Source organism: Desulfurispirillum alkaliphilum, from assembly GCF_055378285.1.
Map to the genome: position 1 here is coordinate 689463 of NZ_AP042405.1, position 16926 is coordinate 706388.

The 16926-nt window shown below is 58.2% G+C and carries 6 protein-coding genes; 3 read left to right on the forward strand and 3 right to left on the reverse strand.

The window, feature by feature from the left end; translation table 11 throughout:
* Positions 1 to 936 precede the first annotated feature (936 nt).
* The 3 genes from ACZ46I_RS03355 to ACZ46I_RS03365 are packed head-to-tail and all read left to right on the forward strand — an operon-like array spanning position 937 to position 9976.
* Positions 937 to 6396, forward strand: a complete 5460-nt coding sequence (locus tag ACZ46I_RS03355) for a leucine-rich repeat domain-containing protein (RefSeq protein WP_464281836.1) — start codon at positions 937 to 939, stop codon at positions 6394 to 6396.
* The gene (locus ACZ46I_RS03360) at positions 6393 to 8012 is read left to right on the forward strand and encodes a FecR family protein (RefSeq protein WP_464281424.1); all 1620 of its coding nucleotides are present in this window, start codon (positions 6393 to 6395) and stop codon (positions 8010 to 8012) included. Before ACZ46I_RS03355 ends, ACZ46I_RS03360 begins: the two co-directional genes overlap by 4 nt.
* Entirely contained in the window at positions 8012 to 9976 is a 1965-nt protein-coding gene (locus tag ACZ46I_RS03365; RefSeq protein WP_464281425.1) for a surface lipoprotein assembly modifier, read from the forward strand. The genes ACZ46I_RS03360 and ACZ46I_RS03365 overlap by 1 nt, the downstream gene beginning before the upstream one ends.
* Here the strand turns inward: ACZ46I_RS03365 and ACZ46I_RS03370 are convergent.
* From ACZ46I_RS03370 to ldhH, 3 genes are read right to left on the reverse strand one after another with little or no spacing between them, the layout of a single operon-like run.
* Entirely contained in the window at positions 9960 to 12923 is a 2964-nt protein-coding gene (locus ACZ46I_RS03370) for an FAD-binding and (Fe-S)-binding domain-containing protein (protein ID WP_464281426.1), read from the reverse strand. The genes ACZ46I_RS03365 and ACZ46I_RS03370 overlap by 17 nt on opposite strands.
* Before the next feature lie 26 nt (positions 12924 to 12949).
* Positions 12950 to 14806 carry a methyl-accepting chemotaxis protein gene (locus ACZ46I_RS03375; protein ID WP_464281427.1) on the reverse strand — a complete coding sequence of 619 codons (1857 nt, stop codon included), beginning with the start codon at positions 14804 to 14806 and terminating at the stop codon, positions 12950 to 12952.
* The gene (gene ldhH / locus ACZ46I_RS03380; RefSeq protein WP_464281428.1) at positions 14807 to 16921 is read right to left on the reverse strand and encodes an L-lactate dehydrogenase (quinone) large subunit LdhH; all 2115 of its coding nucleotides are present in this window, start codon (positions 16919 to 16921) and stop codon (positions 14807 to 14809) included.
* Positions 16922 to 16926 lie beyond the last annotated feature (5 nt).

Sequence of the window (16926 nt, forward strand, 5' to 3'; positions counted from 1 at the left end):
TAACCACCCTACTATCAGGAATGATTTTTTTCTGCGAATCCGCAAACAGCAAAAGGGGTGAGCTGTGAAAAGAGCGTATTCTGGTACTGCCGAAAGAGTTCCCCGGCGGCGGGAAAAAGCCGCCTCCTAAACTTGCTTCAATAGTTATTTTGCAGTCACCAAACCAACCTGCACCAAAAAAGTCACAGGGCTTCCCAAGTCATCATGACACTATCTCACAAGGAGTTAGCTATGACCGAACTGATGAATAGCGCGTTCGGAACACTCCGGCTAAAAAAAATGTATACGGGCGCCTTGCTGGTGCTATTGAGCTGCGTGCTTCTCTTTTGTGAGGTCACAGCTGTCCAAGCAAATCCGGTTGTACTGGGGCAGACGTACGCTCATGGGGCTATGGCTTACGATTATGTTGGTCAGAGCTTTACTGCCCCGGTCGATGGACTGGCGCATGCTATCAGTGTGGCTCCTAATGGGGAGACTAATGGGGTAGCTTTGTCCATATTCCCTGGCGATGCAGGTTGTTTGGGCGATAATCCAATATATTCTCAAGGCGATATATCGCTTCAATTTCAGAATGGTCAACCATCGCTGCCGAATAATATGGCCCCAGACTACATGCAACATATTGAGCTGCTGTCGCCTGTTTCGATGCAGGAAGGGTTCGAATATACGGTCTGTTTCTTCGCGCTAGGCCTAGAAGAAACAGTGCGGCTTACCTATAGCAGTGAGAGTCTGTCCGAATTTATCCATTTGTACTACGGCTCTTACGGGGGAAGCCAATTCTCTAGTGATCAGTGGAGTCTTGTACTTCAGGTGGAAATTACACCTACACTGCTTGTTCATTACGAGTTCGAGGGGGACTTCCAGGATTCCAGCGGGAATGAGCTCAATGGAGAAGGTTTTGGTGACTACCACTTTGGAAATGAAGGGCCAGTAGGAATGGCTCTGGATTTCAGCGCGGGGGACGCTTATGTTCGGGTACCACCGGTACTGTTCCCTGAAATAGACACATTCTCCATCTCTGCCTGGCTGAAGCTAGACTCTTTAAAGGAAGAGGAATCCTATGTTTTCACCCACTTTGACGGGGGGGAGCTTCAGGTGCACTTTGACCCAGACCCTGGACAAATGAGGTTTGGTGTAAAACTGGCGAGTGAAGTTTGGCATTGGGTTTACGCAGACTCTCCTCCTTTGGATACATTTGCCCATTTCACCTGGATATACCGTCGTGGCGAGAGTATCGAAATCTGGATCAATGGGGCATTGCAGGCAAGTGAAGGGGTCCCCGAAGGCTCGCTGAACAATCCAGGAACAGGCTGGTATAACGCTATAGGCGCTTACCTCGGGAACAACGCGGAGCCGCAGGATATTTTTGCGAATCAATTATTCAGCGGCTCCATGGATGATTTCCGTGTGTATGGCATTGCGCTGGACGCAAGCACCATCCGCCTGATAGCCAGACAGCACCCATGGTCTGCCCCGGAAGTAGTGGATGAGATGCCGGCGGGCTTCGTGCGCATGGTATCCGACAGCGAAGGGTTTCTTCACGCCCTGTACAATGGAAACGACGATACAAACATTCTGTTCCATGCCACGAACCGCAGCGGATCCTGGCAGCGCACCCTGATCGGCGAAAACTTCACCAACTCCTATACTGGCCTGGAGCTGCTGTACACCCCCGACAGCGATACACTGTACCTTGCTTATATTGCCGACAGTACAGGCGGCGAGCGAAAAATCGTCTATGGAATCAGTGAAGACCTGGGGCAGAGTTGGGGGCTGGAGGATGCTATTGACGAGCTTTGGTTTCCAAGTGACTTGGCGTTGGAGGTTGATGACTCAGGGGGCATCCATATTGCCTTCAGTACCGATGATACCGCGTATTACTCCTCCAGTACCACCTCGTGGACCCTGGAGGAGGTTGATGATCGCCCCTATGCCGGTCGCAATGGCCGCCTGATCCGGGATTCCGATGGGGTCATTCACTATGTGTACGGGGTGGATACCAGCCTGGGATGTGGATATGGATACTGCCTGGCCTACGCCGCCAGAGACGGAGGTTCATGGACCATTGAGGATGTCCCCTCTGACCAGAATCTGCACCGCTATTCCAGCAGATTCACTCTGCTGCTGGACGAAAGCAATCGCCTCAATATTTTCTACGAAAACTCCATTGAAAACGCCCTTATGCACCTGTGGCATGTGGGTGGTCCTGAGCAGTGGGAATCTGAGGTCATTACCCGTAACCCCGACGCCCAGGGGCCTGTTTATGCGGTCAGGGAGCCTGGCAGCGACACTTTCCACATCCTGCACCAGCTGCGGGACAGTGTATGGGGTTATCGTTCCATCGCCTCTGCCACCAACAGACTGGGCTTCTGGCAGAGCCATGAAATCATCCCCAGCAGAGGGTACCTGGATGACTTCTCCCTGGCATTCAATCAGGTTGCCGGCATCCCGGAAATGCTCTTTGTCAACAGAGCTGACGAAGGAGACTGGCAGGGTCTCCTCAGCCACAGCTTTCTGGTGAATACCCTCCACCCGGCTCTCTCCACGATGCGCTGGGGAGGGGTCGAACCTGATACCACCCAAAATTCTGTGCTGTCTTTGCAAAATTTTTCCTCAGCGCCTGTTACCATAAACACACTGAGCATCAGTGGCCCCGACAGCTCAAGCTTTGCCGTCGCGACATCAGACTGCGTGTCCCAGACGATAGCTCCTTATGAGCAGTGCCTGGTTACCCTGGAGTATACGCAGACGGGGGCCGGGCAGCGAGAAGGCTTCCTGCAGGTTGCCAGCGATGACCCCGTTGCCCCCCTGTTAAGCGTTGCCCTGATCGGCAACAGTGAAACCCTCATTGTGGAACCTGCTGCCATTGATTTTGGTTATGTCAAACCAGGGGAATGGTCTATAGCAGAGCTCAATATAACCAACCTCACTGCAGAGCCGCTTGAAGTATGGGGGGAGTTTCTAGGCGGTCAACATTTTTATATTTACACCGAACAGTGCGGCGCCATGCTCAGCCCAGGGGAAACCTGTACAATATTCGTTGAGTTTTTTTCTCCCCCATCCCTTGGACAGTACAGCGACACCGCCCAAATTGGCATTGGCACTTACAGCCGGGAGGTGGAGATCTCTGCCTTCAATGCCACTTTGCTGCCGCCAGGGTTGAGCGCGCTTCATTTTTACGAGCCGGGCGAGCAAACGACCCTGACTCTCACCAACCCTCTGGATGACCCAGTGACCATACAGGATCTGGGCTTTCAGGATGGCACCTGGTACGAGATACTTTCCCATAACTGCCTGACAACGCTGAATATCGATCAGAGTTGCTCCATAACCATCCGATTCACCGGTGAGAATTTGCTGGGGTACTATGCTGACACCCTGTTTTTCGAAACGAATAATGCAGTTTTGGGCACGATTTCCGTGCCATTGAACATTTCCATGGCTCCCCGCTTTACAGGAGTACAGGAAGATGAGCTGGAATTCTATGCCATCGCCATGAGCCCCGATGGCAACACCCTGGTTGCCATTGTCGATGGCCATGCATTTGGGAGTGATGCCGACCACATCATTTTTTATAACGTCAGTAATGATGGCACTCTGAATCAGTTTGGCTCTACCACCTCCGACCACTTCGGCGTGTACTCCCGCGCCAATGATGTGGTGATCAACAACAGCCATGTTTACATTTCCAGTACCAATAATAATCAGGGTTTCCATGAGTATGGAGTTCATGTATTCGATCTGGAAAATCTCTCCGTCGACTGGTATGGAATGATCGACTCATCACCCAGCTCCTGGTATGGATCAACAGTGGATTCCAACGGCGGGATAACTGCCCGACTGGCAATCGCAGGCGGAAAGCTTGCCCTGACCGGTGGCCACCATCAGAACTGGGTGCAATTGCTGGATGTTGCCGATCCCCTGAACATATCCACCACCGGGCAACTCTCCCTGACCGAAAACTCTCCCACCCAGGTATCGCTGACCGAAGATGGCAATACCCTGATCGTCAGCAGCAACTCCCATGTGGAGATATTTGACATCAGCAACCCGGCAACACCCCAGTTGCTCAGTATCCTGGATGACCTTGCTGGAGCAGATGGCATTGCACCCCTGGCGGTGGGCAATGGGAAGCTCTTCCTGGCAAAGGAACGCTACACGGGCGGGGATGGGCGACTGACCGATGTACTCTCCTACTCCATCAGCAACCCCGCCGCACCTGTTCTGGTGGCAGAGCATACCAATGTCCCCAGTGTCTATGGCTCCCTGGCAGCTTCCAGTAACGGAAACTGGCTCTTTTTCTCCATCCGGAATAACTTCCAGAACTCCATTGACCTGCATGTTTTCGACATCACAGGAAACAACCTGCTTCACCTGGGAATGGAATCCCCGTCATTCAGCAGCTTTTTCCCCACAAAGCCTGCCCTTTCTGCAACCGGTGAGCATTTGTTTATCGGAACAGACTCCGGAGTTTACACCTATCACTTTCCAAGATTGAACGCGTTGTTACCGCAAGTCATTACCTTTGAAACCCTCCCCGAATCCATCGCCTACGGCACCGGCCCCTACGAGCTGGTGGCAACGGCCTCTTCAGGTTTGCCAGTGGCCTTTGAAAGCAGCAATGAAGCGGTGGCCGTCATTGATGGTTCAATGCTTGTGATAGCTGGTGCCGGCGAAGCAATGATCACTGTCAGCCAGGCAGGAAGCGGAATGTACGAACCTGCCACCAGTGTTTCCCAAACCCTTGTGGTCGAACCTGCTGTAGCCACCATCAGTCTTTCAGGTCTCACCCACACCTGGGATGGCGATCCCAAGGTCGTCACGGTAGCCACTGATCCTGCAGGCCTTACCTATACCGTAACCTACGATGAAAGTACTGAAGCCCCCAGCGCCGTCGGCAGTTACGAAGTTGTCGCCACCATCACTGAAGCCAACTACCATGGCAGTGCGACGGCAACCCTGCTTATTGAGGAAACCCCTGTGACCCTCCTCCCCATTGATAACTTCAGTGATCCCCAGCTCCGCACCATCATTCAGAACATCTTCGGTACTGACCAGATCACAATGAGTGATATACTCGCCACCTCCAGCCTTGACCTCAGCGGCCTGAGCATCGCCAGCCTGAGCGGCCTTGAGCACTTTGCCAACCTGGAGAGCCTCAACCTGCGGGGCATGACTGGTCTGGAGGACATCAGCGCCATTGCCGGACTGCATCAACTGCAGTGGCTCAGCCTCGGGGGCAGTGGCATCAGCGACCTCTCTGCCCTGCAGAACCTTGGCGGCCTGCGTACTCTGGCACTGTGGCAGAGCGGAATCGAAGATATCAGCATGCTCTCTGAGCTGACCAATCTTGAACACCTGTACCTGGGTCAGAATGCTATCGCCGATCCCGCGGTGCTGGCCGGCCTGACCAGCCTGCGCAGCCTCTACCTGGATGGTAACGCCATCAGCAGCCTGGACTTCCTGCAGAACCTTACCAGCCTGGAAGTGCTCTACCTGGGCAATAATGCCATCACCGACATCAGCGTCCTGCAGAACCTCCTGAACCTGCGTACCCTGCAGCTTGACCGCAACCAGATCAGCAACCTGGCCGCCCTGCAGTACCTGGTTCATCTGGAGGAGCTGTATCTGAGCCGCAACCAGGTCAGCGACATCACGCCCCTGGCCGGGCTTGGCACCCTGCGCATCCTGGGCCTCTGGGGGAACAACGTCACCAGCCTCACCCCCCTGCAGAACCTCACGTCGCTGCGCAGCCTGAACCTGGGCAGCAATGGCATCAACGCCATCGGCTCCCTGGGCAGCCTTGCCAGTCTGGAAACCCTCTTCCTTGACAGTAACCAGGTCAGCGACATCAGCGTACTCTCCTCCATGGGCTCCCTGGAGTGGGTCAACCTCTACAACAACCCCCTCAGCGAGACATCGCAGCAGCTTATCGAAACCCTGCGCCAGAACAGTATCACCGTCGCCATGGAAGACTACGAGCACCAGTGGGGCACTGAGCTGCCTTCCCAGTTCACCACGCCACCGACAGGATCGCTGGCAGGCTCACGGGAAAGCACCTCCGAAGCGGCCAGCGGCTGCTTTATCGCCACTGCCGCCTATGGCAGCGCATTCCACCGGGACATCCTCGTACTGCGGCAATTCCGCGATCAGATTCTGATGCAGACATCCATGGGAAAAGCTTTTGTGGAGCAGTACTACACCCTCTCGCCACCCATTGCCCGCGTCATTGAACAGCACCCCTGGCTGGCGTTGACCGTCCGCGCCCTGCTGCTTCCGCTGGTGGCCCTGGCCTGGCTGCTAATGCACCCCTGGCTGCTGGCGCTGCTGCTCCCGTCAGGCATTGCCTGCTGGTACACCAGTCGCCTCTGCCTGGGCAGGAGGGCCGCAGCATGAAGGTACTTCGCCATATTCCGCCGCTTCTGGCGCTGTTTTTCCTGAGTGCCACCTCCCTCTGGGCCACTCCTGAGCCCATTGGCACCGTTGTGGGCATCCAGGGGCAGGTGTGGGCGCATACCGAAAACTCTCAGCGCGCCCTGCGCCTGAAGAGCTCCGTCTACCCCCGTGAGGAGATCGTCACCGGCAGCGAGGGTCGGGTACAGATATCCTTCCTGGACGATTCCGTGCTCTCCCAGGGTCCGCAGAGCAGTGTCATTCTGGACACCTATATCTTTGACCCCACCGCCCAGGACTCCAACCTGATGCTGCGCATGCAGCGGGGAGCCTTCCGCAATATCACCGGCCGCATTGCCGAACAGAACCCCGAAAACCACAAGCTGGAATCCCCCCTGGCCGTCATCGGTATCCGCGGCACCGATATCGTGGGACAGATCGCCCCCGATGGCAGCTCCCAGGAAATCGGAGCCATGAGCGGAACCATCACCTACCACAACGACCACGGAGACTTTGACGTTCCCCCGGGGTTCTCGGTGAGTTCCACCCCCGACGCATCGATTTTCGGCCCCATGAGCGACCTCCTGCAGCAGTCCGCCGCAGACCTCAGCCACTTCGATGACCAGCAGTTCGATGACACCGCCGAGGGCCCTGAGCCCTCCAGCGAAGACGACGAGCTGGCAGCAGAGGATGATGCGACCTTGGCCGCTGACGACGGAAGCAGCGCCGATGACGAAGCTGCGGTCGAGGGGGACAGTGAATTCGCCCTTGCCGAAAGCGATGATGAAAGCGCTCTGCAGGGCGGCTCCCAGGAGGACACCGACTTCCTGCTCTACGAGGAAGACGATATTCCCGGCCAGCCAGCGATAGCAGGCTTCTCCAGCAGCAGTGGCGGACAGGCAGGCTCCGTGGGCTCTCATCTGCAGGATATCGCCCGGACCCAGACAGAAACAGACCTGGAAGACGCCACCACACCCTCTGAAACCGGCTTTCAGGCCAGTCTGATCTCCAGGCACACAGGCGCTTCAGGGGCGACCCTGGGCCACCAGCAGCAGACTGGAACCAGTGACCTGACCTGGCAGGCTGCCGGGCACAGCCGCTACAACAATGCCTCTTTCATGGAGTGGGGATACTGGGAGAGTTCCTCCCAGCAGCTGGCTCAGCGCCGCTACGATGTGCGGGGCAACCTGACTGCAGCAACCGATATCGCCCGCATGCGCGATGACAATATTGTGGCCACCTACTCCGGAAGCGCCTTTGGCATCTACAGCCCCCTGGGTGAAACCACCTACCAGCAGCTTCCCACCGGCAGCTTTTCGGGACAGATCCACTTCGGCAGTGGCGAAGTGCGCAACTTCCAGGTGAATTTTTCCGATATTGACGGTGGTGCCATCACCATGACCGGCGGTCGCGGAACCCTCAGCGCACATGGCACCTATACCCTGAGCATTGACCAGTTTGAGAGTGTGACCCTCCCCGGAGCCAGCGTCACGGAAGGATCGCTGCGCGGAGGAACCTATGGGAGCTTCGGCGCGGGAACCGGCGGTGTCTGGGAGCTGCGCTCCGGCACCTCGCCCACCGACGCCCATGCCACCGGCAATTTTGAAGGCCAGCGATAATGAATATGCGCACACCCCTGGCCTGGACCTTCTGCATTATTCTGCTGCTGCCCGCGACCCTGCAGGGTGCCGATCTCTTTTCCGGCCTCTCCGCCTATGAACGTGGTGAGTACAGCCGCGCCTACACCCAGCTTGAACCTCTGGCCCGGCAGGGGCACATGGTAGCCCAGGCCGCTTTGGGTGCTCTCTACTACCACGGTCAGGGTATACCCCAGGACCATGAACAGGCCTTCGCCTGGAACCTCAGATCCGCGCGCCAGGGTTACGCCATTGCCCAGTACCATACCGGTTACCTGTATGCCATGGGTCATGGAACCAGCGCTGATGACCGCCTGGCCTCCCGGTGGTTTGAACGGGCAGCTCGCCAGAATGAACCCTATGCCATGGCCGCCCTGGCGGAAAATTTCCTCCAGGGAAAGGGAGTGGAGCAAAGTGACCATGAAGCCTTCTTCTGGTTTGAACAGGCCGCTGAGCTGGGCCATGTGACAGCCCAGTACCGCCTGGGCCGCATGTACGATGACGGTGTGGGTACCGGACAGAACACCGAACAGGCACTGCACTGGTATCGGAAAGCTGCCGCCCAGGGGCACCCCCATGCCGCCGCGCTGCTCAGCATCTACCAAAGCATACCCGGCCATGAAGCGACCTCGGTCGCCACGGAACCCGCCCCACCCCCTGTACCCGTCATCAACCTCCCCAGTCGCGCAGAGCGGGTGCACTCGCTTCAGCAGGCCTCGCGACGTGGCGATCATGACGTTGCCTACGCCATCTCCTCACAGCTGATGCGGGAGTATCCCGAAGATGACAATATCCGCTTCCACTACGGCCGGGCCTCCTACGCCACCGGCCGCTATCCCCACGCCCTCTTTGCCTATGAGCGGGTCCTGACCCGCAACCCCGACGCCCACCGGGTGCGCCTGGAAATGGGCCGCGCCTACCTGGCGCTGAATCAGCCCCAGCGAGCCCGCGAGCAGTTCGAAGAGGTTCTGCGCCACGACCCGCCACCAGCGGTTCGCGCCAACATTGAAGGCATGCTGCGGGATATGGACGGCCAGCCAGGAGTTGAGCCGGGTAACCGCCTCAGCGGCAGCGTCTCCCTGGGCGCCTTCCATGACTCCAATGTGAATTCCGGGCTCAGCTCCCTCTTCGAGTGGAAGGGCTACCGTTTCGAACCCCAGCAGGACTCCGATGTGGATCCCATGTCCCGCAGCGACGGTGGTGTCATGACCACGGCCAGCCTGGGATACGATATTCCCCTGGGCACTCCGGGCACCTGGGTTGCCACGGTGGGCGGTCAATACCACGCCAGAATGCATTTCAGCGAAGATGACCACAATCTTGGCTACCTGCGCCTGCACGGCGGCGCCTGGCGTATGGGAGAAAGAAGTCTCTGGCAGATGCTGCTCAAGTACGAGGACATCAGCTATGGCGGCAGCACCATCAGCACCATTACCGGTATTGAGCCGCTGCATATTCACCTCTTCTCCCCCCGGCTCAGTCTCACCTCGGCACTGATCGTGGAAAACCGGGATATGCGTGACGCAGACCGCGACAGCACGTATCTGGCCCTTGATGAATCCCTGCGCATCCTGCACGGGCCCCGTGAAGACGCCCTGAGCCTTGGCGTGCGGATATTCCAGGAAGATGCCACGCAGAAGCGCTACTCCTACAGTGCCTGGGAAGTGCGGGCCATACAGGATTTCAGGCTGAGCGCCGTCACACTCAGCGCGGGGATGAGCTACCGCCAGCTTCAGTACGCCGAGGCGACTCTCGTGCTGCCCGAAGTCACCGAGGAGGTGAAACGCAAAGACACCCAGATGATGTTTCACCTGGGTGTCTCCCGTGAGCTGACGCCTGCCATCACCCTGGATGGCAGGGTGCAGTATCTGGAGAACGATTCCAACATTCCCCTCTACCGCTATGAAAAAACGCTGATAACAGCTTCCCTCAACTATCGCTTCTAGGCCGTGCCACCCGATCCACCAGATAGACGATGGACTGGTAGCTGATGCCGCTGTGGCGAGCCAGGCCGATTTCGCAGGTACGGCTGTTGGAGTATCCGCTCTTACAGTCCGCGGGCAGGGCTGCCTTCAGGGGCGCCAGGGCCGAGGCGTTGAGCTCGGGGTAGTTGAACCCGCGGTCGCCGGCGAAGCCACAGCACTTGATTTCCGGGGGGGAAACCACGCTGCGGGCACAGGCGGCTGCCACGGCCTGGAATTTCGGCTGCAGGTTCATCTTGGTGGCGCTGCAGGTAATGTGAATGGCCACGGTTTCGGGCAGGGGCTCAATGTTCAGGTGCCCAAGCAGGTGGTCGTGAATGAATTCCACGGGTTCCAGCAACTTCAGTCGGGCATCCATGACCCGGCGCATGCGATAGAGGCAGGGGCTGGTGTCACACAGCACGGGAATACGCCCACTGTCGCTGGCTGCCAGCAGGGCCTTTTCCAGCTCGCAGCTCTTGGCATCAGCCTCTTCCATGAAACCCTTGCTCTCAAAGGGAGTTCCACAACACAGAGCGTCCAGGTTTGCCGGATAAATCACCTCGTATCCCGCCTTTTCCAGCAGGCTGAGCATGGCTTCGGTCAGGCTGCGCTGGTCGAGGTCGCCGTGGGCGGGGCCCATGCTGCGGCTTACGCAGGCGGGGAAGTATACGACCTGCCTGGGCGCTTCGTCACCCATGCTCCTCCCAGACACGTTCGCTTCCTTCCCTGGCTCAAGTGTCTGCCGTTCGCCATCCTGGCTCACTCTCGGAGCATGGGTTGCTTCAACTTTTTTCGTATTGACTGGCCGAAACCAGGCCGCTTTGGGAAACCAGGGGTCCCAGGCGGGAATTTTCCCGCCACTGAGGCTGCGCACGGCGCGGCTTAGTCCACCCAGCAGGGATTTGCCGAGAACGCGGTGGGCAATATGGGAGAAGCCCAGGGCCAGAGCTATGCCCTTGGTGAGGGGGGCGAAGTTGCGGGCGCACAGGCCGGCAATGCGTCTGCCCATGGTCTTGTTCTGAGTGCTGCGCAGGTTTTTCGTGTGGGAGCCGGTGTCAATGGCCACGGGGCAGGTGGTGGCACACAGTCCGTCGGCGGCGCAGGTGGCTTCGCCCATATACTGGTAGTCATCTTCCACCCGCTTCAGCAGCTCGCCGGATTGTCCGATGGCGCGCAGGCTGGTGATATAGCGCTGAGTGGTGATGCGCTGGCGCGGTGTCAGGGTCAGGTTGCGGGAGGGGCAGTTCACTTCGCAGAATCCGCACTCGATGCACTTGTCGATGATTTCATGGGTGGCGGGCAGGTGCTTGAGGTCCTTGAGGTGGGCCAGGGAGTCTTCGTTGATGATAACACCGGGGTTGAGGATGCCCTGGGGGTCAAAGGTCTGCTTGATGCGCAGCATATAGCTGTATGCCTGTTTGCCCCACTCCATTTCCACAAAGGGAGCCATGTTGCGCCCGGTGCCGTGCTCGGCCTTGAGAGAGCCGCCGTACTGGCCAGTCACCGTGTTGCACACTTCCTGCATCAGGGCGTCGTACTGGCGTACCTGCTCTTCCTTGGCAAAGTCCTGGGTGAAGACAAAGTGTACGTTGCCGTCCAGGGCGTGGCCGAAGATGATGGAATCGGTATAGCCGTATTCATCCAGCATGGCGCGCAGGCCGCTGATGGCGTCGGCCAGGTGCTCCATGGGATAGGCCACATCTTCAATGATAACGGTGGTACCCATGGTGCGCATGGCGCCCACGGCGGGAAAGAGCCCTTTGCGGATATTCCACAGCTGGGCGCACACGGCCTTGTCGGTGCTGAACTCCAGGGGGCGGGCGGTGGGAATGCCTTCCAGGGCGGCCACTGCGGCGTCAATCTTCGTATGCAGGGCGTCGTGGTTTTCGGCTTCCACTTCGATGAGCAGTCCGCACACTTCGCTGTCCAGGGTGCGCAGGTACTCGGGCATGCCCGCCTTGTCTTCGACAGATTGCAGGGACTTGCGATCCATCAGCTCCGCCGCCGAAACCAGATCGCGGTTCAGACGCATGACCGCCAGGCACGCCTGGCGAATATCGGGGAAGAGGGCCAGGGACGAGGCCTTGTGGCTGTGGTCGTGGACCGTGCGATAGGTAATACGTGCGATAAAGCCCAGGGTGCCTTCGGAGCCGATCATCAGGTGTTTGATGATATCAATGGGGTCATCAAAGTCCACGAAGGCATTGATGCCGTAACCGGTGGTGTTCTTGATCTTGAACTTGTGACGGATCAGAGCGCTGAGTTCGGCGTCTGCCCCAATGTCATCGCGCATGCTCTCCACAGCGCTGATCAGGTGGCCATGGCTCAGGCGAAAGGCCGCCACGGAATCGGGATCGGCCGTATCCAGCACGGTGCCATCGTGGAAGATGATGGTCATGTCCTGCACGGTCTTGTAGCTGTTGTCAGCCGTGCCGCAGCACATGCCGCTGGCGTTGTTGGCGGCAATACCGCCGATCATGGCGTGGTTGATGGAGGCGGGATCGGGGCCGATTTTGCGGCTGAAGGGCTTGAGGACACGGTTGGCCTCGGCGCCAATGACCGCTGGCCCCATGGTGATGGCGCAGCCATGGGCGTCCACATCACAGTGGGACCATCCCTCGGCGAGCATGACCAGTATGGAATCGGAGATGGCCTGGCCCGAAAGGCTGGTACCCGCCGCGCGGAACGTCAGGGCAATGTTCAGACGGGAAGCCACCTGCAGCAGGACAACCACCTGCTCGTTGCAGCCGGCCTTCACCACCAGTTTGGGAATCAAGCGGTAGAAGCTGGCATCGGTACCATAGGCCAGAGTGCGCAAGGGGTCAGCGATAATGTCCTGGGGAGCAAAATGGGGGGCGATCTCCCGATAGAACTCCTGGTAGGTGGAGGGGAGTTTGGCGATATCGCCTGGTCTCACCGAAAGGTTCATGTCATTTCCTTATTGTATGTAATGTGTTAGCTGGTCAGTAACGGTTTGGTCACGGTGGCGGAAGTCAGGAGCGCCTGCGGTTCAAAACCCACAATAAAGGCACCCCAGTGGCGATTCTCAAGGAAAATCGGTATGGAAAGATCATTGAGAATTTCCCCGGTATCCCTGAGATAGGTCTGCAGCAAAAAAGGTTCCTGGTGGCTGGCGCGACGACGTTCGGTCGGCGTGTTATTGTAGATGCGCATATGGCGACTGTACTGAATATCCCTTTCCCGATCACCGCTTGGCGGCAAAGAGACGTTGCTGTGGTGGGTGGGCAGATAGCCGTTGGCATCAATGCACAGAGCGTAACAGCAGCCGGGAATGGCGGCGCGGGCTTCGTCAAACAACCCCTGCAGGCGGGCCAGAAACACATCGGTGTACGAGGTGCGGTACTTCTGGGGATTGGTGCCGGAAACCGGGGCATAGGTGTGGTCGAAAAGGTTGGCACCACTCTCCAGGAGATCCGTCATGATAGCGTGTGCCTCCTGGTGGTAGAGGTGCGTGACCTGCAGGATTTCCTCAAACACCCCCTGCCCCAGGTGAAAACTCAGCACATCGGCCTGCATGCTTTCGGTGATAGCCGAAAGCGCATCCAGACAGATGCCGGCGTCTTCCATCTGCTCCTTCACGCTGCTGCTCAGGGCACTGATGTCGGCCACCTGGCGACGAACTTCGCCGTTGGTGGTGGAAAGCTCTTCAATGGCAGAGGCTATCATCATAAGCTGGGTATTGGTCTGCTCAAAATCCTGCACCATATGGCGAAATTCCCCGGCCGTCTTTTCCACCACGACACTGGCCGCTCCCATCTGGGTGCGAATGCCGGAGGTCTCCTCTGCGGTGCGCTGTACCAGTGCATTCATATTCTGGATGTTCGCGGAAATTTCACTCGTGGCCTCACGGACCTTCTCGGCCAGCTTGCGCACTTCATCAGCCACCACGGCGAAACCGCGCCCGTTGTCACCGGCGCGGGCGGCCTCGATGGCAGCATTGAGTGCCAGCAGGTTGGTCTGTTCGGAAACATCGGTGATGATCAGGGCGATGTTATTGATGGTGCGGGAGTTCTCCCCCAGGCGATCCACCGTCTGACCGAACTCGTTGAGCATGGACGACACCCGGGCAATACCGTGGGATACTTCGGAAAGTTCATCCAGGGAGCTGCGGGCGCTCTCCAGGTTGCGGCTGGTTGACTGGGAAATTCCCTGCACGCTGCTGGAGATGTCCTCAATGGCGCGGACGCTTTCGTCACTGGCGATCAGGACTCCCCTGACATACTCTTCCTGGTGCTGGGTGTTCTGGATAGTCCTGCCCATATTCCACACCACTTTCATGGTCTCCATTGCCGTTCTGACACCCTGCTCCCGCAAAGAACCGATCATCGCGCGCAACATGGTCATGAAGCCATTATACCCGGTGCCCATGGTACGGATTTCATCCACCGTGTAGGGAACGATATCCCGGGACAGGTCACGACGCTCCGTGGACTCACGGAAACTGCGGGTCATTCCGATGATGGGACGACGTATCAGGTAGCGCAGGAAAAGAGCGGCCCCCGCCATGGCCAGCACACTGACCAGAGTCAACACGGCTCCCCGGATAAACAGATCGCCCACCAGAGAGCTCACCTGCTGCCCGACTTCCGGAGCGCCCCCTGGCGCGGTCACCACCGCTGCCTCAATGGCGCCAAGCCCGCGGGTGTAGACAGCAAAGGTCAGCACCTGCAGAATCAGCAGTACGCTGAGATTTCCGACGATCTTACGGGTTAACGTGGAGAAAAATCGCTTTTCGAGCCACTGGTAGAATACCTGAGCCATGCGCATCATGGGGCTGCCCTCAGGGGCCACCTAGCCCCTGCTCTCCAGATTTTCCAGGAAGGTACTCAGGTGCACCACCTGCATGTCCATCTCCTGTTTGGCGGCACCACCGCCGATCTGCATGACGCAGCCGGGGCAGTCGGTTATGAGGGTGGAGGCACCGGTGGCAGCGGCGTGCTCCAGTTTTTTGCCCAGGATTCCAGCGGAAACCTGCGGGTAGTCTACCGAGTAAGAGCCGGCAAAGCCACAGCACACATCGGCGTGTTCCATGGGGGCGAACTGTTCACCCAGCAGGGACTTCAGCAGGTCGGCAGCGCTGGAGCCCATGCCGCGACCCATGTGGCAGGGGACATGGTAGGTGACTTTCTGGTTGCCGCCTGACTGGAACTGCAGTCCGGCCTTTTCCACAAAGGAGGCCAGGGTCATGGTCTTGGCGGCAACGCGCTGGCTGAGTTCTTCGTGCTGCCCGGCGGCGGCGTAGTGGGGAAACTCATGTTGCATGGCTGAGCCGCAGCTGGGGCAGAGCACCAGGATGGCTTCGTAGTCATCGGGATTGCGGAAGTGATCCAGGCACTGGTCCACGGTTTTCCCGGCGCTTTTGGCATCGCCGCCGAAGTGGGCTGGCAGGCCACAGCAGACGGCCTTGTCGGGATAGTCCACCTGATAGCCCGCCTTTTCCAGCAGGTTCACCAGAGCGGTTCCCATCTGGGGATAGAAATATTCCACGGCGCAGCCGGGGTAGAAGAAAACCTTCTTGGTGGATATTTTCGTTGGATGCTGCTTCATGCGATCGCTGAAGGTGGCGGATTCAAAGCGCGGCAACTTGCGGAAGTTGTGGCTGCCGGGCAGGGGCAGGTTCATGAGTCCACTGTGCTTGTCCACCAAGGGCTTCTGCGCAAAGGAAGCGGTTTTCATGGCAGCGCGGAACAGGGAGGGGTTGGCCAGCATGCCGCCGTAGATGGCGCGCTTGAGCAGAGGTACGCCGTGTTCCTTGCCATATCGCAAGCGAAGATGAGCGATAATGGCATGCAGATCGATGCCGGCGGGGCAATTGGCGCTGCAGGCCATGCAGGAAGAACACAGCTTCTGCAGGGCATTGGCCAGCTTGGCGTCGCCGAACATGGAGGTGTAGATCAGGCCGATGGCACCGATATACACGTCACCAAAGACATGGCCGCCCAGCAGCTCATAGACAGGGCAGACGTTGGCACAGCTGCCACAGCGAATACAGCCCAGGGCCTGGTTGACGTCCTGATCATTCTTGTATTTCAGGCGGCCATTATCCAGGAAAACGTAGTGCATCTGCTTGGCCTCACCGGCAGGAGTAACTTCCTGCCCCTGAATCCAGGTGACGTAGGTGCTGATGGTCTGCCCAGTGGCCGACTTGGGCAGCATGCGGATAACCTTGAGGGCATCGGTGAAGCTGGGGACCAGCTTTTCGTAGCCCAGCAGGACGATGTGCACCGGGGGCAGGGTGGTGGTCAGGCGGGCGTTGCCCTCGTTGGTGACAATGCCGATGGCGCCGCTGTCGGCGACGGCCACATTGGCACCGGTGATGCCCGCTCCGGCTTCAAAATAGGATGGGCGCAGATGGTGACGAACAAACTCCACCATGGCGGGGATATCTTCGCTGAGACCTGCCTGCAGGCCATCGTTGAAAATATCACGGGCCTGGCCACGGGTCATGTGGATGGCCGGCATGACCATGTGGGAGGGATGCTGCTTGCCCACCTGCAGCAGGTATTCGCCCAGATCGGTCTCCACCACCTCCACACCCTCTTTTTCCAGGGCGCTGTTGAGGTGGGTCTCTTCACTGGTCATGGACTTGGATTTCACCGCCATGGTGGCACCAGCCTGCTGGCAGATTGTGGCAATGATGCGGTTGGCTTCTTCAGCAGTGGCTGCCTGGTGGACCATGGCCCCACCAGCTTCGGCGTTCTGTTTGAATTGCTGAAAGAGGGTGTCGATGTTGTGGCAGGAGTTCTGCTTTACCGCTGACAGCTCAGTACGCAGGGCGGCAAAGTCATGGGCGCTGTACGCCTTGTCACGGGAGATGCGATAGTTGCGCCCGAAATTTCGCAGCGCCTGGTAGAGAACCTTGTCGTCAATTTTTTCTCGGATCTGCTGGGGGATATTTCTCTTCATGGTTT

What these genes read in the sequence shown, in the direction of transcription:
- ACZ46I_RS03355 (WP_464281836.1), top strand. Translation starts at nt 937, where the DNA reads ATGGCTCTGGATTTCAGCGCGGGGGACGCTTATGTTCGGGTACCACCG.
- ACZ46I_RS03360 (WP_464281424.1), top strand. Translation starts at nt 6,393, where the DNA reads ATGAAGGTACTTCGCCATATTCCGCCGCTTCTGGCGCTGTTTTTCCTG.
- ACZ46I_RS03365 (WP_464281425.1), top strand. Translation starts at nt 8,012, where the DNA reads ATGAATATGCGCACACCCCTGGCCTGGACCTTCTGCATTATTCTGCTG.
- ldhH (WP_464281428.1), bottom strand. Translation starts at nt 16,921, where the DNA reads ATGAAGAGAAATATCCCCCAGCAGATCCGAGAAAAAATTGACGACAAG.
- ACZ46I_RS03370 (WP_464281426.1), bottom strand. Translation starts at nt 12,923, where the DNA reads ATGAACCTTTCGGTGAGACCAGGCGATATCGCCAAACTCCCCTCCACC.